Here is a 24080-nt window from a genome sequence, read left to right on the forward strand (position 1 = left end):
GCATGCTCCAGGGAGGAAGTATGAAGCTGCCGATTTATCAAATTGATGCATTCGCATCAAGGTCGTTTGAAGGCAACCCCGCTGCAGTCTGTCCGCTCACGCAGTGGCTGCCCGACAGCTGTTGCAGTCGATCGCCATGGAGAACAACCTGTCGGAGACCGCGTTTTTTGTTCCGTCTCCGACAGGTTTTCATATCCGCTGGTTTACCCCGACCAGCGAAGTGGATCTCTGCGGCCACGCCACACTGGCAGCGGCCTTTGTTCTGTTTCACTGCCTCGCGTATGAAGAGTCTGAGATTGTCTTTGCATCGCGCTCCGGCCCGCTGAGGGTTGTACGGGAGGGGGCACTACTGGTGCTTGATTTTCCGGCACAAGCACCAGTTCCGTGCGACACCCCGGCCGGGATCATTGCAGCGTTTGGCATGGAACCTGTCACATGCCTGAAAGCGGGTGACTATATCGTAGTTCTGGAGAGCGAGGGTGCCGTTGCGTCGGCAGACCCCAATCTTGCTGCGCTCAAAAAACTGGATGGACGGGGTGTGGTGATCACGGCGCTATCGGATACGCATGATTTTGTCGCACGCTTCTTTGCCCCCAAATACGGCATCAATGAGGACCCTGTAACCGGTTCGGCGTATACACAACTGGCCCCGTACTGGTCCGGACGCCTGAACCGGACGAAACTCAGAGCCAGACAGCTCTCCGCCCGGGGCGGTGAGGTAGTTTGCGAGTTAATAGGAGATCGCGTGTATATAGCAGGCCTTGCAGTGAAATATATGCAGGGCGAGATTGAGGTGAACCCCGCCAGATGAGATCGGCGCTTGCTTCAGCCTCTATGCAGGAGTACCAATAGCCGTTATTCCTGCATCTCGACAGGGGTAACGGAGCAGCCACTCATACTGCTCCTTATCACCAATCCGCTACTCGCCCGGCATGCATAAAGCCGTGCATACAGGAGCTGAATGATGGAACACACGAATCTGGAAATAGAGCTGGTCAAACAGCATGAACAGCTGGCTCAGGCGGTGATCGCACTGGCACAAGGGGTGGCTCTCAAGCCGATTCTGCAACATGTCGGCGAACTTTCGAAGCAACTGACCGGAGCGCGCTATGCGATGCTCTCCTATATTGAAGACGGGAAAAAAATTTATATCCCACTGGGTATGTCTGAAGAGCAGCTGGCGCTGCTTGGCCCCAACGAACCCCAGGGTATTGGCCTGTTGGGGATCATGTGGGAGCAGCACGAAGTGCTACGCGTGAACGACATCCACCTGCACCCGAAAGCAGTCGGAGTGCCAGCCAACCACCCCGTTATGACAACATTCCTTGGTGCACCGATCATGTTTGCCGATGAAGTTCAGGGCGTTATCTATCTGACCGAGAAAGAGGGAGGGCGGGCTTTCACTCCTATTGATGAAACCATGATCCGGACACTCGCTTCCGCCTGTGCCGTCGCCATTTCCAATGCAATCCGGATCGAAAAGCTGCAGGCCCGCAATGCCGAACTCGAGCAGCGACTCAGTGAACGTAACATCTCAGGCGGCGATTAACCCGCTTCTAACGACAACGGATTTCACATATCTGCGATCAAACCGGGCTCCGTTTCCCGTCTGGGTTAAAACAGGCTATATTAGAAGTGTTCCCTTTAAAGGAGGCGATCATGAAACAAATCCTTACAGGTATCTGCCTGGGCATACTGTTACTTTCTGCCTGCAACAGTGCCGCTGACGAGGCCGCCGCCCCGACACACCAGATCGGCACACTGACCTGTAATATCCTGCCTCACTCCGGCTTCAACCTGCTGATCCATTCAACCAGTGAAATCCGCTGCACATTCACCCCGTTAAACGGTAACCGGGTCGAAAAATACAAGGGTGAAACAGGCATTGAGTTCGGTGTCGATATGAGTTTCAACAAACGCACAGAGATGGCCTATTCGGTTCTTTCCGATCATTTTTCGCCCGGCACAGGTCAGCTGAGCGGCAAATATTCAGGGGTCGGCGGTGGTGTCACGTTGGGCGTTTCCGTCGGCAACTCGGCTCCCATCAGAAATCATGACAAAAACATCTCCCTGCAACCGGTTCAGTCCCGGAACAGCGGCGCTGGCGTTGCAGGGGGCTTTACCTATCTCTATCTGGAGCCGGACAACTCGCAGTAAGCGGGCCATCGCGCCAGCTCATTGAAGTTGCGCGCGATTGCGCGAGAATCCCCCCCATGATCGATGCCGTCGTAAGCGCAACAGAGATCCGCAAACACTTCGGAGAGCGTGAAGTGATATGCGGCGTAAATTTCGATATTCGCCCCGGTATATGCTTCGGCATTCTCGGCCCCAATGGCGCAGGTAAAACCACGCTGATGCGCATGCTGACGGGCCTCTCCCCAATCACATCCGGCGACTACAGGTTGTTCGGCTCACCCGTTTCCGACACCTCGCTGCACCATCGCATCGGCGTTGTCCCGCAACAGGATAATCTGGATCCCGACTTTTCCGTGCGCCAGAACCTGAAGGTCTATGCCGGCTATTTCGGCATCGGCGCGGCAGAAGCAGACGCACGCATTGACGAGTTGCTGGAATTTTCCGCCCTGACCATGCGCGGCAATGACCAGGTATCCTCGCTCTCTGGCGGCATGCGCAGGCGATTGATGGTGGCCCGCGCCCTGATCAACAATCCCGACCTTATTGTGCTGGATGAGCCATCTACCGGGCTGGATCCGCAAGCTCGCCACCTGATCTGGCAGCGACTGCGTTCGCTGAAAACACAGGGGAAAACGCTGATCCTGACCACACACTATATGGAAGAGGCGGCAGAGCTGTGCGATGAACTGATTATCCTTGATCACGGCAGGATTCTGACACGCGGCGCACCGCGCGCGCTGATATCCGAACATGTCGAAGCCGAAGTCGTGGCGATCAGAGGGCTGAGTAACGAGCTGGATGCGATCGAATTGTGCGAAGGGTTGTCTGTCCGCCTCGATCATGTGGGCGATACGTGGTTTTGTTATGCCAGCGACGCGAGAGAGCTGGTCGCCCGTTGTACCGGCCGCCTTGAGCTCACCTTTATCCATCGACCCGCCTCGCTGGAGGATGTCTTCCTCAAACTCACAGGTCGGGACATGAGGGAAGAGGGATGAATCCATTCACACTCCTGCCCTCGCATATCCTGGCCGTCTGGCGCCGCAACTATCTTGTCTGGAGGAAACTCGCCGGCGTATCCATGCTCGGCAATTTCGGCGATCCTCTCCTCTACCTGCTCGGTCTCGGTTACGGCTTGGGTCACTATATCGGTGAGATGAACAGCATCCCCTACATGGCCTGGCTGGCCAGCGGCATCCTCTGCTCCAGCGCCATGAATACAGCTACCTTCGAGGGCCTCTACTCCGCCTTCACCCGCATGAATCAACAGGGCACATGGGAGAGCATTCTCGCTACACCTGTGCGCATTCAGGAGATCATTGCGGGCGAGCAGATATGGGCTGCCACTAAAAGCCTGATCAGCGGCACAGCCATCTTTATTGTCGCAGGTCTGCTCGGCGGTATTCAACAGTGGGATACCGCGCTGCTGGCGCTGCCGGTCATTTTTCTGATCGGCCTGGCATTTGCCGGCCCTGCTCTGGCGATCTGTGCCGTATCTCCCAGTTACGATTTCTTCCTCTACTATTTCACGCTGGCCGTCACGCCGATGTTTCTCTTCTGCGGCGTCTTCTATCCGATCGACACCCTGCCGGATTTTGCCCGCATGCTGGCACAGCTGCTGCCGCTGACCCATGCCGTGGCACTGGTCCGTCCGCTACTGACCGAAATGCCGTTAACACTGCCGTGGCTGCACGCAGGCGTACTTGCGCTCTACGCGCTGGCAGGCTTTACCCTTGCCGCCCGACTTGCCGCCCGCCGCCTGCTGCGCTGACACAAGAGTACACTCGCATAACATATTTCGATCCTCTTGTTTGGTGATATCGCTCACTGCCCTAAGCCCGGCGCATCGTTTGAATGGCCCTGACACCAACGGAGGTCTACCGATGAAAAAAATAGTGATTACTCTACTCTCACTTTTTGCCCTGATGAGCATTGCTTCCAATGCCATGGCCGCAGATGCCACTGCATGGGAAAAGACAAAGGCCCTCACCAGCACAGTTGTCGAATGGACCGTTGATAAATCTGTACAGGGTTGGCAGGCAACCAAAAATGGTGCCGCCAACATCACCGGCTGGGCGGCTGAAAAGTCCAAACAGGGCTGGAAAGCGACCAAGCAGGGCACCGGTCATCTCGCCCAATGGACTGCCGAAAAAGCAAAACAAGGCTGGCAGGCAACCAAGCGCGGCACAGCCAATGCCGGTAAGTGGGTAACGGAAAAAAACGAGAATGCCATGAAACACAACAAAAAACCGGCAACAGGATTAACCGCGTAGTATTGAGCGAACCGGGGAGGCGATCCAACGATCGCCTCCCCGGTCTGTTTTTACCCGACACCGCCGTTGCACGCTATACGTTAACTTGCAGAATAGCGGCACGCATGTGCATCACCTGCACCTGCTATAGCCACGTGCAGGAGTAGCCATGAAGCTGTCGACAAAAATCATACTGGGTATCGCCATCGCTGCAGTCATCTTTTTCGGACTGGAAACACTGATCGCCGGCCATTTCATGACGCAATTCTCCGGCAGCCGCTGATTCTTATACCCTCAACCGCCCAACAGTCCGTGATAAATCGCCAGTGTCACGGCATCAAAACAGACAAAGAGAATCAATTCCGGCGCATCATTGATATCCTGAAAGTCGGCGCAGGTGCGTACAGCAATGCGCGCGGCGGCTTCCTGTGGATAAGCGTAAGCGCCGGTAGAAATCGAGGGAAAGGCAACCGATGCGAGGCTGCGGCCCAAAGCCAGAGCCAGGCTGTTGCGGTAGCAGGCGGCAAGCACCTCCGCTTCACCCTCCCCGCCGCCATGCCAGATCGGACCGACCGTATGAATCACGTAACGGGCAGGCAAACGATAGGCGGCGGTCATTTTCGCCTCTCCGGCATTGCAACCGCCCAGCCTACGACACTCATCCAACAGAGCAGGACCCGCTGCGCGGTGAATCGCCCCGTCAACACCGCCACCTCCAAGCAGCGAGGTATTCGCTGCATTGACGATCGCATCAACATTCAACATGGTGATATCAGCCTGAACTGAACGCATGTCGGTCATGATACACCTCCGGAAACGGTCTGCCTGAGAGTGATTATAGATCAATCAGTACGGGCTTTCCGATTCGGATCTGTTTTTAAGCAGGTACGCTGCAACCACGCTCGGCAATCTTGCCGGCCATCCATGCTGTCAGCTGCGTTTTACGCAATGGCTATTCATCCTGATCCGGATCTTTCGATGCATACCGGAGCTTCAGAATAAAAACGACCCCTACCACCAAAAGGAAAATACATACGAAAACATCCAGCACCAGCGTCAGCGACACCTTGGTGCCCAATAGCTCCGTCAGAAATCTGAGCAGTGCATCGAACGGATCGATTGTTGGTTTCATGACTGAGTCCCCCGTCTGTGAAGCGGGAGAGCTTGCCGCCGGGCACCCCGCATGAACAGCTTGCTGTTTCATCCCCCCGCTCGCAGGTCATCAGAGCTGTCTCAAAATATCGGGGCAATCACGCCGCAGGTCGGCCAATCCGTATCTTGCAGCGACCGGGCACCCACCATGATCATCGGCTCGCGCGTGCATCGAACTTTGCATCACTGAGCTATCGCACATCACCCCGGTAATTCGCGCACTTCCACCGGCATCGCCCTGATCTTTTCGTAGATCCGTCGCATGCGACGGATCGGCCACCAGTCATAGAGATAGATCTGGATCGGTCGCCACATCGCCACCCAACCACAGATCAGCAGCCCCTCACCGAACATGTCGCGCACCAGCCCCGGGTGCGGCGTACTCAACATCTCGCGCCCAGCGAGACAAGCGAACAGGAACAACAGGCCGATGATCAGGGACGCCCTTCCCTGCAAAAGCATGAAACGCAGATTCATGTCGGCGTGATGAGCGCAATAATCGAAATAGTTGCACACAGCTGTCGGTATTGAGCGCGCCTGCTCACTGTCGCACTCACTCGCCGGTAAATAGATCACCAGTTTCAGCGGCAGGGCCAGCGGAAAATCCTGCACCGTATCGACGATATAGCTTTCGGCATCGGCATCGAGGTCTTTCTCGATAAACGGGGCGGGGTCGAGTGAGTTAAACAGACGTCGTGCTTCACTCAAATGCAGTTCGACAAGATAATCTTCGCCCTCGCGTCCATAGTGCGCGGTGATACGGCGGAGGGGCGAGAACAGGTGCATGATCTGACTCTAAAACAGGCACGCGGGAAAATCCATCGCATCGAATAAAGCAGTAACACAGCGCGACATTGCTGTTCATCAACACTATGCGCGTCGCATGTAAATGGTAAAATCATCCGGCAGGTAGTCGCTACGACAACGGCAGTCCGGGGTCAGCGTGGCACAGAACTCCAGTATGCTGCCTGGATCGTAAGCTTGCATGTCACCGAGTTGCGTCACGGAAAATTTTCTGGCATCCAGCATATTAAATGCCACACCCTGGCGACATAGTTCGAACATGCGAGTGATCACGCGACGTGCGTAACCGCCATCATCATGCAGATTCCAGTTTAGCGTTCCGGAGAGCACAACCCAGTCAAATGATCGGGGCGGCCAGGCAAAGTCGAACAGCTCCCCGCATAACAGGTTCAATCCCGGATTCATGCGCGCACCTGTTGCCAGAATCTCCGGCGACAGATCGATACCGGTATAATCCACGCTCAAATCATGACCGCGCAGCCAGCTGTGCAAATCCGCAAAGCCACAGCCCACATCCAGCAGGGAGTCCCCGGCAGACACACCGATATCAGCCAGCACTCTGAACAGCACTTTCTGCAAGCCTCGTGACTGCCAGAACAGCGCATCCGGCGCATAGCCGTGGAGATTCAGGCTATCGCGGTGGCGCTCGATCAGGCGACGGCGCTGCAACGGATTCATATCATCGGCAGATGCATGATTGATGAGCCAAAACGGCCCCCACGAGCGCATAACGTAAGCAGATGATTGAATTTGGCTGCTGCATGATAGCCCTCCACGCCATGATCCTGATAGTGGCACTATATCCACTGCAGGAGCTAAAACCATACTAGGCAACGCCGTCTTATGGCATCATACTTGCTCCGATTTGGGCAGCAGACTCTTTGCCGGAGCGCACTCTGAAAGTGTACACTCAAGGGTGATTTCTCCGTAAAACGGCTGCGACATGCGCAGAGAAACAATAATGGCTGAGAGCAATCGTTTCGCTTGCTCACCCGGCAACGGATCTGTTGATTCATAATGATGGCGCGACCTTTGTTGCCGGGGCAGAAAACCAGGAAGGTTGAATGACCACTGCTGTAGACAGAGATATACCAGACATCACGGCTGTCCGGTTAAGGAATCCGGAGGGATAAAAAAAGGTCTGAATTCCCAAGGGATATGGTAGATTTATTGTGATTGAGACAGCAAATCTACGCCCCGGAGAATTCAGACCATGAAGCATGCTAACACGGTTTTTCATCAATTGCTCAGAGTGATTCCGCGTCACCGTTTTGAGGAGGTTGTCAGGCGTTATGATGGTGACAGGCGTATCCGCAGTTTGTCCTGCTGGACGCAGTTTTGCGTCATGCTCTATGCGCAGCTTTGCTCCCGGCAGTCTCTGCGGGATGTGGTTTCGGCATGGGAAAGTCACGCCAGCAGGCACTATCACCTGGGAGCAGGCTCGGTGAGGCGTTCCACGCTTGCTGATGCCAATGTGAAGCGCTCTGCGGGCATGTATCTGGAGCTGTTTTACTGGCTTTTGCATCAGTTTCGCGGCAAGGGCATCCACCGCAAGGATGCCGTTCGGCTGATTGACTCCACGACGATTGACCTGTGCAAGCATCAGTTTGAATGGGCGAGCTTCCGCACCGGCAAATCGGGCGTGAAGGTGCATACGGTGTATGACCCTGATGCGCAGGTTCCCACCTTCTTTTCCATCACCGCAGCCAAAAAGCATGACAAGAAGGCTGCGGAGCACATGCCCCTGTTGCCCGGCGCCACTTATGTGTTCGACAGGGCCTACAACGATTACGCATGGTTCCATGACCTGACACAAAGGGATATCCGCTTCGTCAGCCGCATGAAGCGCAACGCGGAATCGAGGTAGTGGCAACGCTCCCTGTATCAGATGACGGTGTATTGGAAGACCAGCATATCCGTCTGTCATCGGCCAAAGGCAGGAAGGAATGTCCGACCATCCTGCGCCGCATCTGCTTCGTGCATGAGGAAGATGGCAAGAAGCTTGTCTTTATCACCAATGACCTGAAGCGCTCCGCCGGAGCCATCGCAGCCCTGTACAAACAGCGCTGGCAAATTGAACTGTTCTTCAGGTGGATTAAACAGAACCTGAAGATCAAACGCTTCATCGGCACATCCGAGAACGCTGTCAAAATCCAGATTATCATTGCCATGATCGCCTATCTGCTGCTGCACATGGCAAGAAGGATCCTGCCTGCAAGCCGATCCATGCAACAACTGGCGAGACTCGTTTCCGTCAACCTCATGCAGCGACGAAACTTGCTCGAATTGCTGGCTGATTCCCCACCGCCGCCAAAGCGACGATTCGCCATAAATCAGCGACAAATGTGCCTCATCAATGCTTAACCGGACAACAGTGACCAGACATGAAAAAAGCACTGCTTGCCACGCTGTTGATGAGCTTGCTTGTCGCGGGAGTTATCTTCTATTCCTGGCAACTACTGCAGGCCGGACAGCAACAATCCCTGCAGAGCAAGTTTCACGTTGATATTGCCGAAGTCAAAACAGAAATCGACGAACATATGGCGACCTACGAGCAGGTACTCAGGGGAGCTCGCAGCCTGTTTCTGGCCTCCGACAAGGTGACACGGCAGGAGTGGCATAGCTATGTCACCACGCTGGAGCTGCACAAACATTATCCCGGCATTCAGGGCGTGGGCTATGCCGTCAGCATAGCTCCGGCCAATCTCACGAAAAATGAACAGCAAATGCACAGCGAGGGCTTTCCCGACTATCATGTCTGGCCTGCAGGCAAGCGCGAAAGGTACTCCGCCATTACCTATCTGGAGCCCTTCGACTGGCGCAACCAACGCGCCTTCGGCTACGATATGTTTTCCGAACCGACGCGGCATGAAGCCATGCAGCGCGCCTGCGACACAGGCAACGCCGCCCTGAGCGGTAAAGTCCTGCTGGTCCAGGAGACGAACGAAGAGCCGCAGGCCGGTAGCCTGCTCTATTTGCCGCTCTACCGGAAACAGGCTCCACTGGATACCGTGCAGCAACGGCGTCAGGCACTGATCGGCTGGATATATAGCCCCTACCGTATGGAAAATATGATCAGGGGCATGCTGGACAATCGGGACTTCAAGGGGCTGCGTCTGCGCATTTATGACGTCGACAGCACAATTCAGAAGACACCGGACTCCGCTCACCCCGACATCGACCCCGCAGCTCTGCTCTACGATAGCGCAGGCACAAGCAGCAAGCCTGTCTCCGATGACGCAATTCTTGCTCACTATACCCTGCGCATGGAGACAGCCGGGCGCACCTGGCTACTCGATTTCGATGCGCTACCTGCTTATGCAGAAGTGATCGGTCTGAGATCGCTGCATAAGGAGATGAGCGCCATGCTGCTGATTGGCCTGCTGCTGATTCTGCTGACATGGAATCTGTTCAACACGCAGCGCAAGGCCAGTCTGTTGGCACACGATCTGACCACCTCACTGCGCCAGAGCGAGGAGCGCTGGAGCTTTGCCCTGGAAGGCAGTGGTGATGGCGTATGGGACTGGGATATTGAAGCCGGCAAAGTCTTCTTCTCTCCCCGATTCAAACAACTACTGGGACTGGCAGAGAACGAATTGGGTAACGATATCGAAGAGTGGCGGCAACGGGTACATCCGGACGATATCGCCGAAGTAAACGATGCAATCAATCGCCACTTGAACGGTGAAACCCCCGAATATTCCTGCGAACACCGCCTGCGACACAATAGCGGCGATTACATCTGGGTGCTGGGACGCGGCAAGGTCACCTCCCGCTCTGAGGACGGTCGGCCGCTACGCCTTGTCGGTACCAAGAGCGACATCAGCGAACGCAGGCAGACTGAGGAGAGTGTGCACCTGCTGTCTCAATCGGTACATCAATCCGGCGAAGCTGTCATCATGACCAATGCCGAAGGTGTCATCGAGTATGTGAACCCGGCCTTCACCACTATTACCGGTTATTCCGCGGGCGAGGCGATCGGGCAAACATCACGCCTGCTAAAAAGTGGCGTACAGAACCAAGAATTCTATGCAAACATGTGGGCTACGATCAGCAGCGGGCGCAGCTGGCGTGGCCGTATAGTGGATCAAAAAAATGATGGCACTAATTATCCTGCCATGCTGACCATTTCACCGATCACCGGGAAAAATGGCGCTATTACTCACTATGTTGGCGTTCAGCAGGATCTGCATGAGTATGAGGATATGGAGGCCCGGTTTCACCAGGCTCAGAAAATGGAGGCCATCGGTACGCTGATAGGCGGCATTGCTCACGACTTCAACAACACACTTGCCGGCATCACAGGCAGCATCTTTCTGGCCAGAAAACAAGTGCAGGAAAATCCCGAGCTACTGGAGCGTCTGGAGACAGTGGACAAGCTCTCTTTCCGCGCTGCAGCGATGATCAAGCAGTTGCTTACCTTCTCACGCAGAAACAAGGCCGAAATGGTACCTCTCGCAATCAACTCCTTTCTCAAAGAGACCATCAAGCTGCAACGCATCTCGACCCGCGAGGACATCGAACTAAAATCGGTCATCGTCGACCATGATCTTACCGTGTCCGGCGATATAAACCTGCTGCAACAGGTGCTGGTCAACCTGCTCAACAATGCCCGTGATGCCGTTCAGGATCGCCCTGATCCACGCATAGAGGTCAAACTGGAGAGATATTCGGCGGCCCCGGCAGTCCTGGCCAACCATCCGGAACTCATCGCCCGTGACTATGCCTGTATCAGCATTTCAGACAATGGTCGGGGCATCAGCCCGGAAAATATTGACCACATTTTTGACCCCTTCTTCACCACCAAGGGGGTCGGCAAGGGTACCGGCCTGGGTCTGTCGATGGCCTACGGCGCCGTCCGGCAGCACAATGGTGTGATCACCGTAGATTCGCAACCGGAGCAGGGTAGCAGTTTCCGCATCTATCTGCCGCTGATCGAAGTATCCACGGCCACAGTCGACGAGACGACTGTCGGTGTAACGATGGGCCTTGGCCAGACCGTACTGCTGGTCGATGATCATCAGGAGTTGCTGGACACCAACCGGAAGTTACTTGAAAGCCTGAACTATCTGGTACTCACCGCCAGCGACGGAGAGGAAGCCGTGGGGATTTACAGCGCCCGGCGCAACGAAATTGAGCTGGTGATTCTCGATGTAGTGATGCCAAAAATGGGTGGCACAGAGGCCTGCAAGGCTATTCGTGAAATCAATCCGCAGGCCAGGGTACTGTTTGCTACCGGTTACGATAACGCCGGCATGCAGCAGGATGAAACGGTGGCCGACATCCCCGTAATTAACAAACCCTTTAGTGCCGCCAAATTGAGTACAATCATCCACCGCCTGCTCTCCACCTGAGCATCATCAGAGGACGTCGTCCCCTGCCCTGAAGGCTTTACGCCTTCCGCCACAGATCACAGACAATCAGCCGACATTAAACCGTTGAACAGATAACAGAGCCGGCGGCAAGTGATAACCTTCAGCCGCTGGCCAGCATCATCAACTCGTTGCCGGGAACAGGCTATCGGTAAAGTCCGGAAATATTGTTAGTCAGGAGATTACGCATCGCAGTCCCTGCGCAATGATATCGCCGGTTAAAAATCGTCGTCGAAGGAGAGGCTGTCGAAGTCGTCCGACCATTCGGCATCGTCGCCCCACTCATCATCATCGTTACCGGCATGCTTTCGCCACCGCTTTTCATCTTTCTTCGAGCGCTTTGGCTCAGGGAATTCAGGAATAAATTCCGACTCTTCGCTTCTTCTGTGTTTGACATGCCCCATCAGGCACCCCCGCTGCAAAATATAACCGTACTTTTGCCCTCTAACAGAGGCTGGTAAAGCGGAAAGGTATGGACATTCTGTGCGAAGAAATTGAACAGGTCACACGGCTATGCCGCAGGCGAAATCTCAACCGGGCATCTGCTCTTCCAGATAGGTATAGCCGGCCAACCCGTCCTTGTAGAAGCGGAGGAAGCCGTTGGCTTCGGAAGCGGTCAAACGCCCCTCCGTGCGGGCCTGCGTCAGCTGCCTGCGCATACGATCCAGCAACACTTTCTCATTGAACTGCACATAGTCCAATACCTCGGCCACACTCTCACCCTCAACAATCTGCTCCAGTTCATACTTGTCACCATCCATACGCACATGCACCGCATGCGTATCACCAAACAGATTGTGCAGATCGCCCAGAATCTCCTGATAGGCACCTGTCAGAAAAACGCCGATCAGGTAATCATCGCCGTTATTCACCGCATGCAGCGGCAGCGTTGATGAGTGCCCCGATGAGAGCGGGAAGTTCTGCATCTTGCCATCGGAGTCGCAGGTGATATCCACCAGAATCCCCTGCCGCTCCGGCTCCTCATGCAGACGGTGGATCGGCACAACCGGGAACACCTGATCAATCGCCCATGCATCGGGCAACGACTGGAACAGCGAGAAGTTACAAAAATAGCGATCCGCCATCTGGGTGCGAATACCCGGAATCAGTTCGGCAACGGTCTCTTCCCCCACCTTGTCCAGCAGCAGAATCAGCATATGCCAGTAGAGCTCTTCAGCCTGCGCACGCTCGCCCAGCGTACAGTGTCCCAGTACAAACAACCGGTTTACATCTTCGCGCAGGGAGACAACATCATGCAGAATCTCACGCGGTTCGATGCAGTCAAAATCAGCCCAGGTATCCCACATCTGACGCAACTGCAGCGGCGCATTCTCATCCGGTTCATCAACCGATACCCGACTGGTTCTGCGCGTAATGCCCAGCACATCGATCACCAGTACGGCATGGTGCGCCACCAGTGCCCGACCTGATTCAGAGATGATATGCGGATGCGGCAAACCTTCTTCATTGCAGACCGCCTTCAGCGTCCAGACGATATCGTTGGCATACTCCTGCAGGGAGTAATCAACCGAGGTCTGGGTACCAGAAATGGAACCATCATAATTCACCCCCAGTCCCCCGCCGACATCCATAAACTCAATCGGAGCACCCAGCTTGCGCAGCTCCACGTAAAAGCGGGCAGCCTCCTGCATCGCCTGTTTGATATGCCGGATACGCGGCACCTGCGACCCGATATGGAAATGCAGCAAACGCAGTGCACTGAGCATATTGTTTTCGCGCAATTTGCGCACCACATCCATCAATTCGGTTGCAGCCAAACCGAACTTGGAACTGTCTCCGCCGGAGTCTTCCCATTTACCCTGACTGGTTGCCACCAGTCGGCAGCGCAACCCGATCAGCGGTTCGACACCCAATCGTCTGGACGCCTCCATAATCATATCCAGCTCGTTCGGCTTTTCGACCACAATAAACACGCGTTTGCCCATCTTGCAGCCGATCATGGCCAGTTCAATGAACTCACGATCCTTATAGCCGTTACAAACAATCAGCCCCTCAACATCTTCAAGCATGGCCAGCGTGGCGTGCAGCTCGGGTTTTGAACCGGCCTCCAGCCCCCAGTTATACTCTGTGCCGAATTCGACAATCTCTTCAACGACCTGTCGCTGCTGATTAACCTTGATCGGATAGACGCCGAAATAGCGCCCCTCATACTCCGCCTCTTCGCGGGCAATGGCGAAGCGCTGGTGAATCTGGGCCATCCGCTGTTTGATAATATCGGAAAAGCGTAACAGCAGCGGCGGGTACAGATCGCGTTCGGCCAGATCATCACATAGCCGCTTCAGATCGACCTGATGCTCACCATCAGGAATCGCCACCATATGGCCTGCTTCATTAATTCCGAAAAAACCGTTACCCCAGCCTTCGACCTGATAAAGCTCAGCCGCGCGGTCTACCGTCCAGTCCATCTTTTCCATTCTTTGTCCTCAGGTTTTCGTTCGGAGTTTACAATATTTGTGCCCAAATTACCCCACACGGGAGATCGGCTGACAAGCATTTTAATCCGGCATCTTATAGAAGATGACAGGAAAACGTTTATAACACAACGTGACAACGCAAAACGGGCCCTTTCGGGCCCGTTTCATTTCATTACAACTTCTTTATTGTACCTGAGATTCCGGATCAGACTCCTGTGGTGCCGAACCATCATCCATGTAGGAATCATCCGCCTGAGGTGCGCAGGGATTGTCTGCTTCGCCGCCTTGCGGATCACACGGATTTGCTCCGCTATCCTGGCCACTTTGCTCATCGCAAGGGTTCGAGCCCATCTCACAGGGATTGAGTCCGTCAGATTGGTCCTCGGCGCTGGCAGTGCCAGCGATTGCTCCTGCAGCAATGATCATGCATGCAGCCAATACCAGAGATTTTATGTTGTTTGTCATTAGTTATTAATCCTCGCTCCTGAACATCGGAATATCATCGTACTCATCTATATGATCGAACCAGTCATCATCACATTCTGTATCTGAACCTGTCTTGCTGCTCCGCTTTCCATCTGTTTTGCCTATGCTGCGTTTTTCATTTTCCAGGAAGTCCTCTTCTCCCGAATGACTTTGTCTGGTCATAGTTACCACCTCGAGCATATGATTGTGCTGGTGAACACGGCGCAAATATGTGGAGATGAGGCCGCATGCGTAAAGCAAAACAAATCACGCATCATGTTCGAAAGCGGAGAACACATGGATATTCATTTATTACGTACCTTTCTGGCCGTCGCCGAACATGAAGGCCTGAGAAAAGCGGCAGAATTTCTCCATCTGACCCCATCGGCCGTCAGCTCCAGAGTTCGTCAGCTGGAACGTGAAATCGGCATCCAACTGTTTGATCGCAGCAGAAATGGCGTGGGTTTAACTCCGGCGGGTTATCGCCTGAAAGAGAGAGCGGAAGGGCTGATTCAGGACTGGAGTAATATCCGTCAGGATGTATTGAGAAGGGATGAACACGATCTCTGCCTGCGCATCGGCGCAACCGATGTGATCTGGCAAATATGGCTGCAGTCGAAGCTCGGCTCATTCATGGCTGTCGCTCCCGACAGCAGATTTATACTCCGGACCGGCGGCCGCAGTGAACTGGCTCGCATGCTGATCAACGGGGCACTGGACGGCGCCGTACTGACGCAGGAGATCAAATATCCCGGCATCTCATGTCAGCGGGTTAGCGAGCTGGAACTGATACCGGTTCGTTCGACCGAAGTCTCCGATGAAGATGCTGCAGGCTTAAGCGGCTTTGTCGACATTGACTGGGGCGACAGGTTCAGAAACCGTATGATGAAAGCCACGCACCTGACCCCCGACCCGGCCGCAGATGTTAATGTTGCCTGGCTGGGAATGGAGTGGCTGTTACGCTTCGGCGGCACCGCCTGGTTACCCGGAGCCATGATTGAGGAACACCTCCGGCAGGGCAGACTGCATCAGATCGCGGGAGTCAAAAGCATCTCACTCGGCGTATATGCCGCACTAAACAAGGAAAATGATGTCGCCTACAGCATGCTACGCAACATGCTGCTTCCAGGTGACAGCACAGGCATCTAGCCCGGCTCACATCTTCCGTCTATTTGTCCAGATGGCGCAGGGTAGACCCTGTATAGAGCTGGCGGGGCCTGTCGATGCCGTGTCCGGTACGCTTAAGTTCCAGCCAGTGCGAAACCCAGCCGACGGTTCTCGCCACGGCAAAGACAGCGGTAAACATGCGATTGGGGAAACCCATGGCTCGCAACATGATACCTGAATAAAAATCGACGTTCGGATACAGTTTCTTTTCAATAAAGTATTCATCTTCCAGCGCCACGCGCTCCAGCTCCAGAGCCGTTGCCATCAGCGGGCTGTTTTCCATGCCCAGATGAGCCAGCACCTGCCGGGTTGTATCGCGAATCAACACCGCTCTCGGATCATAATTTTTATATACCCTGTGACCAAAGCCCATCAGGCGGAACGGATCTTTTTTATCCTTGGCCCGGCGCACTACTTCAGGGATGCGATCGGGAGAGCCAATCTCTTCCAGCATGTTCAGTACCGCCTCATTGGCTCCGCCATGTGCCGGCCCCCACAGCGTGGCAATACCGGAAGCAATACAGGCAAACGGATTGGCGCCCGAGGATGCCGCCATACGCACTGTCGAGGTAGAAGCATTCTGTTCATGATCCGCATGTAAAATAAAGATCAACTCGATGGCCCTGGCCAGCACCGGGTCGACATGATAAGGCTCGCTGGGTCTGCCGAACATCATCTGCAGAAAATTGGATGCATAATCCAGATTGTTATCCGGATGACGAATCGGTCTGCCGATGCTGTAGGTATAGCTGGCTGCCGCAATGGCCGGCATCTTGGCGACCAGACGGATGGCCGCCTTGTGCTGGTCTTCATCAAGGCTGTAATCCTGAGAGTCCTGATAAAAAGCGGACAGTGCACCGACCACGCCAACCATCACAGCCATCGGATGGGCATCGCGGCGGAAGCCGTGATAGAAGGAGAGCACCTGATCGTGCAGCAGGTTGTATTCATTGAGGTTACGCTGGAAAGCGGATTGCTGCTCAGGTGCAGGCAGCTCGCCATACATCAGCAGATGCGCAACCTGCGAAAAATCGCAATGTGTCGCCAACTCTTCAATCGCATAGCCGCGATAGAGCAGCTGACCGGCATCGCCGTCGATATAGGTGATCGCACTGTCGCAGGATGCCGTGGAACGAAAACCGGGATCATAGGTTAACAAATTCTGCTGCCCCAGTAGCGCGCGCACATCAATCGCATCGGGGCCGATGCTGCCCTTGAGGATCGGCAGTGCGTTCGGCGTATGGGTATCGCTGATTACGATGCTTGCATATTGCTTGGTCATGGCTTTCTCCACGGGTTACGGGACTTCGCCCTGTTGCGCGCCATTGTTATATCCGGCTTATCCCTTTGTCCAGCACAGCCTTGCCATATTCCGTTATCGCTGTTTTTTCGATATGGCCGGGCAGACGCCCTGCAATATCCATTTTTCAGCTACTGTTATATTTTTTCGTTCATATTGTTCGAAATATTGCGTTTTACATCATTTTGCCATGACTTTCGAATTGGCAGTGCAGCACAATCACAACAGATGGAGCAAGCGTATGGCTTACGATCCTGACTACGATTTGGACGACCTGCCGGATGAAGATGATGACCTGTTATGGAATCCCGACAAGAAACGGAGACAGAACCGGCATTGGGATGAAGATGAGGATGAATGGGGAGACGGCTGGGACAGTGATTGAATAAAGAGAGGCCGTTGTCCCGGAAACGGGGCGGCTTTTTTGGACACTACGCCCCCTTCTCAAACCCGCTGAACTCTGCCAGCTGATACGCAGAACATCAGCGCGCATATAGCCTGGACAGAATATCCGGCACGCTCTTGTGTCGGGTAGCGCTAGCCACTACCTTCCCTGAGTGAAATGACTCCTTGTCATCGGGAGTCAGCGGAAGGAGCTGACATGGAAGGTTTATATTTCCTTATTCCCACATTAATGGCTGTCCTGCTGTCTATGCTGTTTGTCCGCGCAGGTGCCATCGCCCTGGTGCGTACAGGCATGCACTATGAACAGGCAAAATTTCAGGCCCTGTCCGCCTTCACAGCGACCGGCTTTACCACCCATGAAGCGGAGAAGGTCGTCAACCACCCCACCCGTCGAAAAATCATCAGTATGCTGATGATAGGCGGCTACGCCGGAATTGCCGCCGTGACCGTCAGCGGCACCTCTTCATTTGTCACCAGCACGGCACAGAACCTGCCGAGAAACCTGCTCATTCTTTGTTTCGGGCTTATATGCATCTACGCCCTCGCCCGTCACATCGGACTGATGCAGCGCTGGGAAAGCATGGTTGAGCGGCTGCTATATCGCAGCTCATTATTTGAATTCGAACCGGTGGAGGAGCTGCTACACCTTATTGAGGGCTTCGGGCTGGTGAAAATAGAGGTGACCGGCGAATCACCTCTGGTGGGCAAGTCCATTATTCAAATCGGTACAGAGCACAGGGATGCCCTTATCCTGGGGGTGGAGCGAGGCCGTACATGGATGCATGCACGGCGCATGGACGAGCCGTTGCAGGAAAACGACCAGCTCATCGTTTACGGCCACCTTGAGCGACTGAAGGAAGCGTTCGGAGAGCACGACGAAGTCTAGCACCTCTGCAGACCTGCATACTCAAAAGCAGCGCTGCTTATTACATGATAACTCCTTATTTGTTCCGGAAGACAATAAACCGGCATTTCCCTAAATGACTTGTATCAACTAAAGTAAATCAAAAACATTGGGGCAGTGAACCGATGCTTAGAGAGTTTATCCGCAACGAACGTATCGCCTACTTTTCGATGGAAATTGCACTGCAGAATGAGATCCCCACCTACAGTGGCGGTCTCGGCATACTGGCAGGTGATACCCTCCGCTCAGCGGCTGATCTGGAAATGCCGATGGTGGCCGTCACGCTGGTCTCCCGACTCGGGTATTTTCGCCAGTCACTGGATGATCAGGGCAGGCAAAGCGAGAGTCCCGACGCCTGGTCGCCGGAGAAATATGCCGTCCCTCTGCCGGCCAAGATTGCCGTACCTATTGAAGATCGCAGCGTCTGGGTAAGCGCCTGGTTATATGTACTGGAAAGCTATCTTGGCGGCAGGCAGCCGGTATTGTTGCTCGACACCGATCTGGATGAAAATACCGAGGAAGACCGCAGAATCACCGATCGGCTCTACGGCGGAGATGTAGCCTACCGGCTCAAACAGGAGATTGTGCTTGGCGTTGGCGGCGCCAGACTACTGCATGCACTGGATTTCAACGTGCGTCAGTACCATTTGAACGAGGGGCATTCGGCCCTGCTCACGCTGGAGCTGTTGCGCCGCCGTGCCTATCCGGCAGATGACCTGCGACCGGGGGATACCCCTTATGATATTCCCGCAGTACGCGAGATCTGCAATTTCACCACTCACACACCGCTTGCGGCAGGGCAGGACAAGTTCCCCTATGAATTGGTCTATCACCTGCTTGATGACTTTGTCGACCGGGAAACCGTACATCATCTGGCCGGTCAGGATGAGCTCAATATGACACGGCTGGCGATGAATATGAGCGATTATGTGAATGGCGTGGCCAAGCGCCATGCCGAGGTATCGCGCAGGATGTTTCCCGGTTATCGCGTACGCGCCATCACCAACGGCGTACATCCGCACACCTGGGCATGCATCCCGTTCCGCAAACTGTATGACGCCCATCTGCCCGGCTGGTGCCATGAGCCGGAGCAGCTGCTGCGCGCCGACTGCTGTATTCCAAAAGATCAGATATGGCAGACTCATGTTGCGGCCAAGGCTGGGTTGCTTGCACTGGTCGCGGAGCGCTGCGGTATCACCCTGGATCCGGCTCTGCCCATTCTCGGCTTTGCCCGCCGCATGACGGCCTATAAACGTCCCGATCTGTTATTTCATGATATCGACCGTTTACGCGCGATTGCTGAGAACAGGCCATTCCAGATTGTGCTCGCCGGCAAGGCTCATCCGCGGGATGAAGATGGCAAGGCGTTGATCCGTCAGTTGTATCAATATATGCAACAACTGGCCGGCATCATTCCCATTGTATTCCTGCCCAACTACGACATGGAGATCGCTCTGAAGCTGGTATCCGGCTCCGATATCTGGCTGAACACACCGCTGAAGCCTTTCGAGGCGTCGGGCACCAGCGGTATGAAAGCCGCGTTTAACGGGGTACCCAACCTCTCGGTACTGGATGGCTGGTGGGTCGAGGGGTGTATCGAGGGCGTAACCGGCTGGTCGATCGGGGATAATTGCGATGACGGCGAGAATTGCGACATTGCCAACAATAACGATGCCGATGCCCTTTACCGCAAACTGGAAAATATTGTACTGCCCCTCTATCACGAGGACAGGGATGGCTGGATTTCGGTAATGCAGGGGGCCATCAGCAAGAATGCATCCATGTTCAACAGCCACCATATGATGCGACGTTATGCTACAGACGCCTATATTCGCTAGGAGTCTGTCGGATTCACAGGGTGATCGTAGCAGGAACAGCCTGCCCGGCAACACTGGACAAGTCCGACAGACTCCTGAAAACGCTGGTTTGAGAATGAATTCGAAAACGGGGTAAATGGCTATGATTCGGGCAAAAAAAAGAGCTGCAAGACAGCCATATTTCGGCAAACGCTACCATACACCGGGTACGGCACCCGGCACGCTGACCGGGGCGCTTGCCTCGGCAACCACCCCGGTACATATCCGCCTGGTGGATTACTCCCCGGAGAAACTCCTGTTGACGGAGGATGCCGAAATCACTGACTGTCTGACCTATATCGAGCGGGATACCGTCACCTGGGTGCACCTACAGGGGGATCCGCCTCCTGACATGTTGCGCACGCTGGGCGAAACATTCCATCTGCATCCGCTGGCTATGGAAGATGTGCTCAATACCGGACAGCGCCCCAAGGTCGAGCCTTTCGATCACCAGCTGTTTCTGGTCATGAGCCTGCCGGTGTTTCAGGGCGAAGAGGTTATCACCCGCCAGATCAGCCTGTTCGCCAACGCACGCTATATCGTCAGTTTTTGCGAAGGGGCAGATGATCCGTTCATGCCACTGGTCAAACGCCTGCAGACAAAGAGCTCCAACCTGCGCAAACGGGGCGCGGACTATCTGCTCTACGGTATCCTCGATCTGGTCATTGATCAGGGATTCCCTGTGCTGGAATCTTTCGGACTGCACCTGGAAGAACTGGAAGACAATATCGCCGAATCCGGCGGTGGGCGTGCATTGCTGGATCGCATTCACATACTCAAGCGGGAACTGATTCTGCTGCGGCGCATGGTATGGCCGCAACGGGAGGTGATCACCCAGTTGCTGCGCGAGAATCATGATTTTATTGGCGAAGAGACCCGCATCTTCCTGCGCGACTGCTACGACCACACCGTACAGATCATGGACCTGCTCGAAACCTATCGTGATATGGCCGGGAGCATCCTCGACATCTACCTCTCCAGCGTCAGCAACCGGCTTAATGAAACCATGCGTGTACTGGCTGTAATCTCCACCATCTTCATTCCGATGACCTTCGTCGCCGGTGTTTATGGCATGAATTTCGACCGTTCAAATCCGCTGAGCATGCCGGAGCTCGGCTGGGCCTACGGCTATCCTGTGTTCTGGCTGCTGATGATCGGCATTGCCTGCGGCATGATCATCTTTTTCAAGCGTAAGGGGTGGTTCTAACGCCCTACCCCGCACATTCGCATACCATTAGCGATGACTGGTTGGGGCAGCAATAAACCTCAATCGCAGCGCTTCTGCAAACACCGGTAACAAGGAGTGCAACTACAGCCTTGAATTACCGCCTCTCTTCCCATAGCTCCTGTTGCCTCCTAGTCTGCGACAGTAGACGGCTTAACAGACCGGCGTCGCAATAGCCCTCAACCAGACAGGAGATGGAACAGATGGATTTGATTACCGTGGGTTGGCGTGAGTGGGCCGCCCTCCCTGATCTGGGTATTCCGCGCATTAAGGCCAAGGTGGATACCGGAGCAAAAACCTCGTGCCTGCATGCATTCAGTCAGGAGCGCTTTACACAGGCCGGAGCCCCGTGGATTCGTTTCGGTATGCACCCGCTTCAGCAGCGCACCGACATCGAGATATTCACTGAAGCGGAGATCGTCGATGAACGGATGGTCAGTGATTCCGGCGGGCACCGTGAGTTGCGCCCTATTATCAAGACCACGATTGAACTGGGCAGACTTCGTTTCCCGACCGAGTTCACACTGACCAATCGGGACTCCATGCTGTTTCGGGTCCTGTTAGGACGGGAGGCAATGAAAAAACGGCTGCTTGTTGACCCGGCGCAATCATACCTGTTGCCTGCCCCCGGACATAAGGAGAAAAAGTGAAAATCGCCATCTTATCAAGAAACCCGAAGTTATATTCGACCCGCCGGCTGGTTGAAGCAGCCAAAGAACGTGGCCATGAAGTGCGCGTATTCGATCACCTGCGTTGCTATATGAATATCACCTCCATGAAACCCAGCATCAGCTATCGCGGTGAAAAACTCGAAGGCTATGATGCCGTCATTCCACGTATTGGCGCTTCCGTCACGTTTTACGGTACTGCCGTACTGCGCCAGTTTGAAATGATGGGCGTGTACCCGCTCAATGAGTCGGTGGCTATTTCGCGTTCACGCGACAAGTTGCGCTCCGTGCAGTTGCTGGCGCGTAAAGGCATCGGCCTGCCGGTGACCGGTTTTGCGCGCAGTCCGGATGATGTCGATGATTTGCTGGCCTCTGTCGGCGGTGCACCGGTGGTGATCAAACTGCTCGAAGGCACGCAGGGTATCGGCGTGGTATTGGCGGAAACGAAGAAAGCAGCTGAAAGCGTGATCGAAGCGTTTATGGGTTTGAATGCCAATATCCTGGTACAGGAGTTCATCAAGGAAGCCGACGGCGCAGATATCCGCTGCTTTGTTGTCGATGGCAAGGTCGTGGCAGCGATGAAACGTCAGGGTAAGGAAGGCGAGTTCCGCTCCAACCTGCACCGTGGTGGTAATGCCACCGTAATCCGCATTACGCCCGAAGAGCGCTCCACTGCAGTACGAGCTGCCAGCATTATGGGCCTGAATGTGGCCGGCGTGGACTTGCTTCGCTCCAACCATGGACCGGTCGTCATGGAGGTCAACTCATCACCCGGACTGGAGGGCATCGAAGGGGCAACGGGCAAGGATATCGCCGGCATGATTATCAGCTGTATTGAAAAAAATGCCGGCACCGGCAATACACGTACACGAGGCAAGGGTTGACCACTGAACTGATCATCGGCGGTCAAACCATTCGGCCCGGTGAGCGTCAGATCGTTGAGCTGACACTGCCGCCGCTTATCACACATACCAGCCTGCATATGCCGGTGCATGTAGTCCGCAGCAAGAGAAACGGCCCCCGCCTGCTGGTATGCGCCGCCCTGCACGGGGATGAGATCAATGGCGTGGAAATCATCCGCCGTCTGATGAACCACCCTGCACTCGCCCAGATTCGGGGAGACCTGGTGGCCATTCCCATCGTCAATATTTACGGATTTATCCACCAGATCCGATACCTGCCCGACCGGCGTGATCTGAACCGCTGCTTCCCGGGCTCGGAAAAAGGCTCCATGGCCGGTCGGCTGGCGCACCTGTTTCTCAATGAAATTGTCGCCAAGTGCTCCCACGGCATTGATCTGCATACGGCCGCCATCCATCGCGACAACCTGCCCCAGATACGCGCCACGCTCGATGATCCGGCAACCTGTCAGATGGCCAATGCCTTTCCTGTTTCCGTGCTGCTGGACGCAGCCCTGCGCCCAGGAACCATACGTGAAGCCGCCGGTCGGCTGGGCATTCCCTGGCTGGTTTACGAGGCCGGTGAAGCGCTGCGCTTTGATGAGGTAGCAATTCGTGCGGGTGTCCGCGGCATCATTCAGGTGATGCGCGAAATCGGCATGCTTCCCAAACGCAAAACAAAAAAACCGTATGTACCGCAGGTGGCGAAAAGTTCCTATTGGGTGCGCGCCGCGCAGAGCGGAATCTATCGCAGCCTGATACCAATGGGCGCTCAGGTGGCCAGAGGCGATGTGCTGGGCCTGATTGATGACCCATACGGAACCACGGATATACAGGTTCATGCACCTGCAGCCGGCATTATCATCGGCAGAACCAATTTACCGCTGGTTTATGAGGGCGATGCACTCTGCCATATCGCGCAGTTCAAGCGCGCCGGCGATGCCGCCAACGTCGTCGAGGCATTTCAGTCCGAGTTTGAGGTGGTGTTTGACAACAGCATTGATGATGCCGACGCGCCGATTCAGTAAAAGCCTGCTCAAATC

At 54.8% G+C, this 24080-nt stretch carries 25 protein-coding genes and 1 pseudogene; 17 read left to right on the forward strand and 9 right to left on the reverse strand.

The window, feature by feature from the left end; genetic code table 11:
• The first annotated feature begins 20 nt into the window (after window positions 1-20).
• From SPV1_RS01745 to SPV1_RS01770, 6 genes and pseudogenes are all read left to right on the forward strand, one after another.
• Window positions 21-811, forward strand: a pseudogene (locus tag SPV1_RS01745) (PhzF family phenazine biosynthesis protein).
• A 153-nt stretch (window positions 812-964) separates the two neighbouring features.
• Window positions 965-1549 carry a GAF domain-containing protein gene (locus SPV1_RS01750; RefSeq protein WP_152909350.1) on the forward strand — a complete coding sequence of 195 codons (585 nt, stop codon included), beginning with the start codon at window positions 965-967 and terminating at the stop codon, window positions 1547-1549.
• Between the two features lie 110 nt (window positions 1550-1659).
• Entirely contained in the window at window positions 1660-2157 is a 498-nt protein-coding gene (locus SPV1_RS01755) for a DUF992 domain-containing protein (protein WP_009849366.1), read from the forward strand.
• 56 nt (window positions 2158-2213) lie between these two features.
• Window positions 2214-3131, forward strand: a complete 918-nt coding sequence (locus SPV1_RS01760; protein WP_009849367.1) for an ATP-binding cassette domain-containing protein — start codon at window positions 2214-2216, stop codon at window positions 3129-3131.
• Window positions 3128-3904, forward strand: coding sequence for an ABC transporter permease (locus SPV1_RS01765; RefSeq protein WP_009849368.1), 777 nt, complete (start codon window positions 3128-3130; stop codon window positions 3902-3904). The genes SPV1_RS01760 and SPV1_RS01765 overlap by 4 nt, the downstream gene beginning before the upstream one ends.
• Before the next feature lie 112 nt (window positions 3905-4016).
• Complete coding sequence (locus SPV1_RS01770) at window positions 4017-4406, forward strand: hypothetical protein (protein ID WP_009849369.1); 390 nt, start codon at window positions 4017-4019, stop codon at window positions 4404-4406.
• Window positions 4407-4679: 273 nt separating this feature from the next.
• Here SPV1_RS01770 and SPV1_RS01775 read toward each other — a convergent pair whose 3' ends face one another.
• The 4 genes from SPV1_RS01775 to SPV1_RS01790 form a co-directional block, all read right to left on the reverse strand.
• The gene (locus SPV1_RS01775) at window positions 4680-5186 is read right to left on the reverse strand and encodes an O-acetyl-ADP-ribose deacetylase (protein ID WP_009849371.1); all 507 of its coding nucleotides are present in this window, start codon (window positions 5184-5186) and stop codon (window positions 4680-4682) included.
• Between the two features lie 151 nt (window positions 5187-5337).
• A complete protein-coding gene (locus SPV1_RS01780; protein ID WP_009849372.1) occupies window positions 5338-5517 on the reverse strand; it encodes a hypothetical protein in 180 nt (59 codons plus the stop codon).
• A gap of 221 nt (window positions 5518-5738) precedes the next feature.
• Window positions 5739-6323 carry a hypothetical protein gene (locus SPV1_RS01785; RefSeq protein ID WP_009849374.1) on the reverse strand — a complete coding sequence of 195 codons (585 nt, stop codon included), beginning with the start codon at window positions 6321-6323 and terminating at the stop codon, window positions 5739-5741.
• 84 nt (window positions 6324-6407) lie between these two features.
• The gene (locus SPV1_RS01790; RefSeq protein ID WP_009849375.1) at window positions 6408-7070 is read right to left on the reverse strand and encodes a class I SAM-dependent methyltransferase; all 663 of its coding nucleotides are present in this window, start codon (window positions 7068-7070) and stop codon (window positions 6408-6410) included.
• A 484-nt stretch (window positions 7071-7554) separates the two neighbouring features.
• On the opposite strand from SPV1_RS01790, the gene SPV1_RS14700 reads away from it, so the two are divergent.
• From SPV1_RS14700 to SPV1_RS01800, 3 genes are read left to right on the forward strand one after another with little or no spacing between them, the layout of a single operon-like run.
• Window positions 7555-8208 (forward strand): IS4 family transposase, encoded by a 654-nt coding sequence (locus tag SPV1_RS14700; RefSeq protein ID WP_009849376.1) that lies wholly within the window; start codon window positions 7555-7557, stop codon window positions 8206-8208.
• Window positions 8208-8705, forward strand: coding sequence for a transposase (locus SPV1_RS14705; RefSeq protein ID WP_009849377.1), 498 nt, complete (start codon window positions 8208-8210; stop codon window positions 8703-8705). Before SPV1_RS14700 ends, SPV1_RS14705 begins: the two co-directional genes overlap by 1 nt.
• Before the next feature lie 20 nt (window positions 8706-8725).
• Window positions 8726-11695: a CHASE domain-containing protein gene (locus SPV1_RS01800; protein WP_009849378.1), complete on the forward strand. Its 2970-nt coding sequence runs from the start codon at window positions 8726-8728 to the stop codon at window positions 11693-11695.
• A gap of 236 nt (window positions 11696-11931) precedes the next feature.
• On the opposite strand, the gene SPV1_RS01805 is transcribed toward SPV1_RS01800, so the two are convergent.
• From SPV1_RS01805 to SPV1_RS14455, 4 genes are all read right to left on the reverse strand, one after another.
• Window positions 11932-12117, reverse strand: coding sequence for a hypothetical protein (locus tag SPV1_RS01805; RefSeq protein WP_009849379.1), 186 nt, complete (start codon window positions 12115-12117; stop codon window positions 11932-11934).
• 126 nt (window positions 12118-12243) lie between these two features.
• Entirely contained in the window at window positions 12244-14139 is a 1896-nt protein-coding gene (gene speA, locus SPV1_RS01810; protein WP_231288240.1) for a biosynthetic arginine decarboxylase, read from the reverse strand.
• 192 nt (window positions 14140-14331) lie between these two features.
• Window positions 14332-14613, reverse strand: a complete 282-nt coding sequence (locus SPV1_RS01815) for a hypothetical protein (protein WP_009849381.1) — start codon at window positions 14611-14613, stop codon at window positions 14332-14334.
• 6 nt (window positions 14614-14619) lie between these two features.
• Entirely contained in the window at window positions 14620-14796 is a 177-nt protein-coding gene (locus tag SPV1_RS14455; RefSeq protein ID WP_196795089.1) for a hypothetical protein, read from the reverse strand.
• Between the two features lie 114 nt (window positions 14797-14910).
• Here SPV1_RS14455 and SPV1_RS01825 point away from each other — a divergent pair, with 114 nt between their 5' ends.
• Window positions 14911-15762: a LysR family transcriptional regulator gene (locus tag SPV1_RS01825; protein WP_231288241.1), complete on the forward strand. Its 852-nt coding sequence runs from the start codon at window positions 14911-14913 to the stop codon at window positions 15760-15762.
• A 19-nt stretch (window positions 15763-15781) separates the two neighbouring features.
• On the opposite strand, the gene SPV1_RS01830 is transcribed toward SPV1_RS01825, so the two are convergent.
• Window positions 15782-17062, reverse strand: a complete 1281-nt coding sequence (locus tag SPV1_RS01830) for a citrate synthase (RefSeq protein ID WP_009849384.1) — start codon at window positions 17060-17062, stop codon at window positions 15782-15784.
• A gap of 208 nt (window positions 17063-17270) precedes the next feature.
• Between SPV1_RS01830 and SPV1_RS13885 the strand changes: the two genes are divergently transcribed.
• The 7 genes from SPV1_RS13885 (at window position 17271) to SPV1_RS01860 (ending at window position 24065) form a co-directional block, all read left to right on the forward strand.
• Complete coding sequence (locus tag SPV1_RS13885; RefSeq protein ID WP_009849386.1) at window positions 17271-17465, forward strand: hypothetical protein; 195 nt, start codon at window positions 17271-17273, stop codon at window positions 17463-17465.
• Between the two features lie 216 nt (window positions 17466-17681).
• The gene (locus SPV1_RS01835; protein WP_040881393.1) at window positions 17682-18371 is read left to right on the forward strand and encodes a TrkA C-terminal domain-containing protein; all 690 of its coding nucleotides are present in this window, start codon (window positions 17682-17684) and stop codon (window positions 18369-18371) included.
• A gap of 143 nt (window positions 18372-18514) precedes the next feature.
• Window positions 18515-20227 (forward strand): alpha-glucan family phosphorylase, encoded by a 1713-nt coding sequence (gene glgP, locus SPV1_RS01840; protein ID WP_009849388.1) that lies wholly within the window; start codon window positions 18515-18517, stop codon window positions 20225-20227.
• Window positions 20228-20348: 121 nt separating this feature from the next.
• Window positions 20349-21452 (forward strand): magnesium/cobalt transporter CorA, encoded by a 1104-nt coding sequence (corA, locus tag SPV1_RS01845; protein WP_050754700.1) that lies wholly within the window; start codon window positions 20349-20351, stop codon window positions 21450-21452.
• Window positions 21453-21673: 221 nt separating this feature from the next.
• Complete coding sequence (locus tag SPV1_RS01850) at window positions 21674-22120, forward strand: ATP-dependent zinc protease family protein (RefSeq protein ID WP_196795090.1); 447 nt, start codon at window positions 21674-21676, stop codon at window positions 22118-22120.
• The gene (rimK, locus tag SPV1_RS01855; RefSeq protein WP_009849391.1) at window positions 22117-23022 is read left to right on the forward strand and encodes a 30S ribosomal protein S6--L-glutamate ligase; all 906 of its coding nucleotides are present in this window, start codon (window positions 22117-22119) and stop codon (window positions 23020-23022) included. The genes SPV1_RS01850 and rimK overlap by 4 nt, the downstream gene beginning before the upstream one ends.
• The gene (locus SPV1_RS01860) at window positions 23019-24065 is read left to right on the forward strand and encodes a succinylglutamate desuccinylase/aspartoacylase family protein (RefSeq protein WP_009849392.1); all 1047 of its coding nucleotides are present in this window, start codon (window positions 23019-23021) and stop codon (window positions 24063-24065) included. The genes rimK and SPV1_RS01860 overlap by 4 nt, the downstream gene beginning before the upstream one ends.
• Window positions 24066-24080 lie beyond the last annotated feature (15 nt).

This window comes from Mariprofundus ferrooxydans PV-1 (genome assembly GCF_000153765.1).
Classification (GTDB): domain Bacteria; phylum Pseudomonadota; class Zetaproteobacteria; order Mariprofundales; family Mariprofundaceae; genus Mariprofundus; species Mariprofundus ferrooxydans.

What these genes read in the sequence shown, in the direction of transcription:
- SPV1_RS01850 (WP_196795090.1), top strand. Translation starts at nt 21,674, where the DNA reads ATGGATTTGATTACCGTGGGTTGGCGTGAGTGGGCCGCCCTCCCTGAT.
- SPV1_RS14455 (WP_196795089.1), bottom strand. Translation starts at nt 14,796, where the DNA reads ATGACCAGACAAAGTCATTCGGGAGAAGAGGACTTCCTGGAAAATGAA.
- SPV1_RS13885 (WP_009849386.1), top strand. Translation starts at nt 17,271, where the DNA reads ATGACTTTCGAATTGGCAGTGCAGCACAATCACAACAGATGGAGCAAG.
- SPV1_RS01775 (WP_009849371.1), bottom strand. Translation starts at nt 5,186, where the DNA reads ATGACCGACATGCGTTCAGTTCAGGCTGATATCACCATGTTGAATGTT.
- SPV1_RS01780 (WP_009849372.1), bottom strand. Translation starts at nt 5,517, where the DNA reads ATGAAACCAACAATCGATCCGTTCGATGCACTGCTCAGATTTCTGACG.
- SPV1_RS01765 (WP_009849368.1), top strand. Translation starts at nt 3,128, where the DNA reads ATGAATCCATTCACACTCCTGCCCTCGCATATCCTGGCCGTCTGGCGC.
- SPV1_RS01825 (WP_231288241.1), top strand. Translation starts at nt 14,911, where the DNA reads ATGGATATTCATTTATTACGTACCTTTCTGGCCGTCGCCGAACATGAA.
- SPV1_RS01790 (WP_009849375.1), bottom strand. Translation starts at nt 7,070, where the DNA reads ATGCGCTCGTGGGGGCCGTTTTGGCTCATCAATCATGCATCTGCCGAT.
- SPV1_RS01760 (WP_009849367.1), top strand. Translation starts at nt 2,214, where the DNA reads ATGATCGATGCCGTCGTAAGCGCAACAGAGATCCGCAAACACTTCGGA.
- SPV1_RS01785 (WP_009849374.1), bottom strand. Translation starts at nt 6,323, where the DNA reads ATGCACCTGTTCTCGCCCCTCCGCCGTATCACCGCGCACTATGGACGC.
- glgP (WP_009849388.1), top strand. Translation starts at nt 18,515, where the DNA reads ATGCTTAGAGAGTTTATCCGCAACGAACGTATCGCCTACTTTTCGATG.
- SPV1_RS01830 (WP_009849384.1), bottom strand. Translation starts at nt 17,062, where the DNA reads ATGACCAAGCAATATGCAAGCATCGTAATCAGCGATACCCATACGCCG.
- SPV1_RS01770 (WP_009849369.1), top strand. Translation starts at nt 4,017, where the DNA reads ATGAAAAAAATAGTGATTACTCTACTCTCACTTTTTGCCCTGATGAGC.
- corA (WP_050754700.1), top strand. Translation starts at nt 20,349, where the DNA reads ATGATTCGGGCAAAAAAAAGAGCTGCAAGACAGCCATATTTCGGCAAA.
- SPV1_RS14700 (WP_009849376.1), top strand. Translation starts at nt 7,555, where the DNA reads ATGAAGCATGCTAACACGGTTTTTCATCAATTGCTCAGAGTGATTCCG.
- SPV1_RS01755 (WP_009849366.1), top strand. Translation starts at nt 1,660, where the DNA reads ATGAAACAAATCCTTACAGGTATCTGCCTGGGCATACTGTTACTTTCT.
- SPV1_RS01815 (WP_009849381.1), bottom strand. Translation starts at nt 14,613, where the DNA reads ATGACAAACAACATAAAATCTCTGGTATTGGCTGCATGCATGATCATT.
- SPV1_RS01805 (WP_009849379.1), bottom strand. Translation starts at nt 12,117, where the DNA reads ATGGGGCATGTCAAACACAGAAGAAGCGAAGAGTCGGAATTTATTCCT.
- SPV1_RS01750 (WP_152909350.1), top strand. Translation starts at nt 965, where the DNA reads ATGGAACACACGAATCTGGAAATAGAGCTGGTCAAACAGCATGAACAG.
- speA (WP_231288240.1), bottom strand. Translation starts at nt 14,139, where the DNA reads ATGGACTGGACGGTAGACCGCGCGGCTGAGCTTTATCAGGTCGAAGGC.
- SPV1_RS01800 (WP_009849378.1), top strand. Translation starts at nt 8,726, where the DNA reads ATGAAAAAAGCACTGCTTGCCACGCTGTTGATGAGCTTGCTTGTCGCG.
- SPV1_RS01835 (WP_040881393.1), top strand. Translation starts at nt 17,682, where the DNA reads ATGGAAGGTTTATATTTCCTTATTCCCACATTAATGGCTGTCCTGCTG.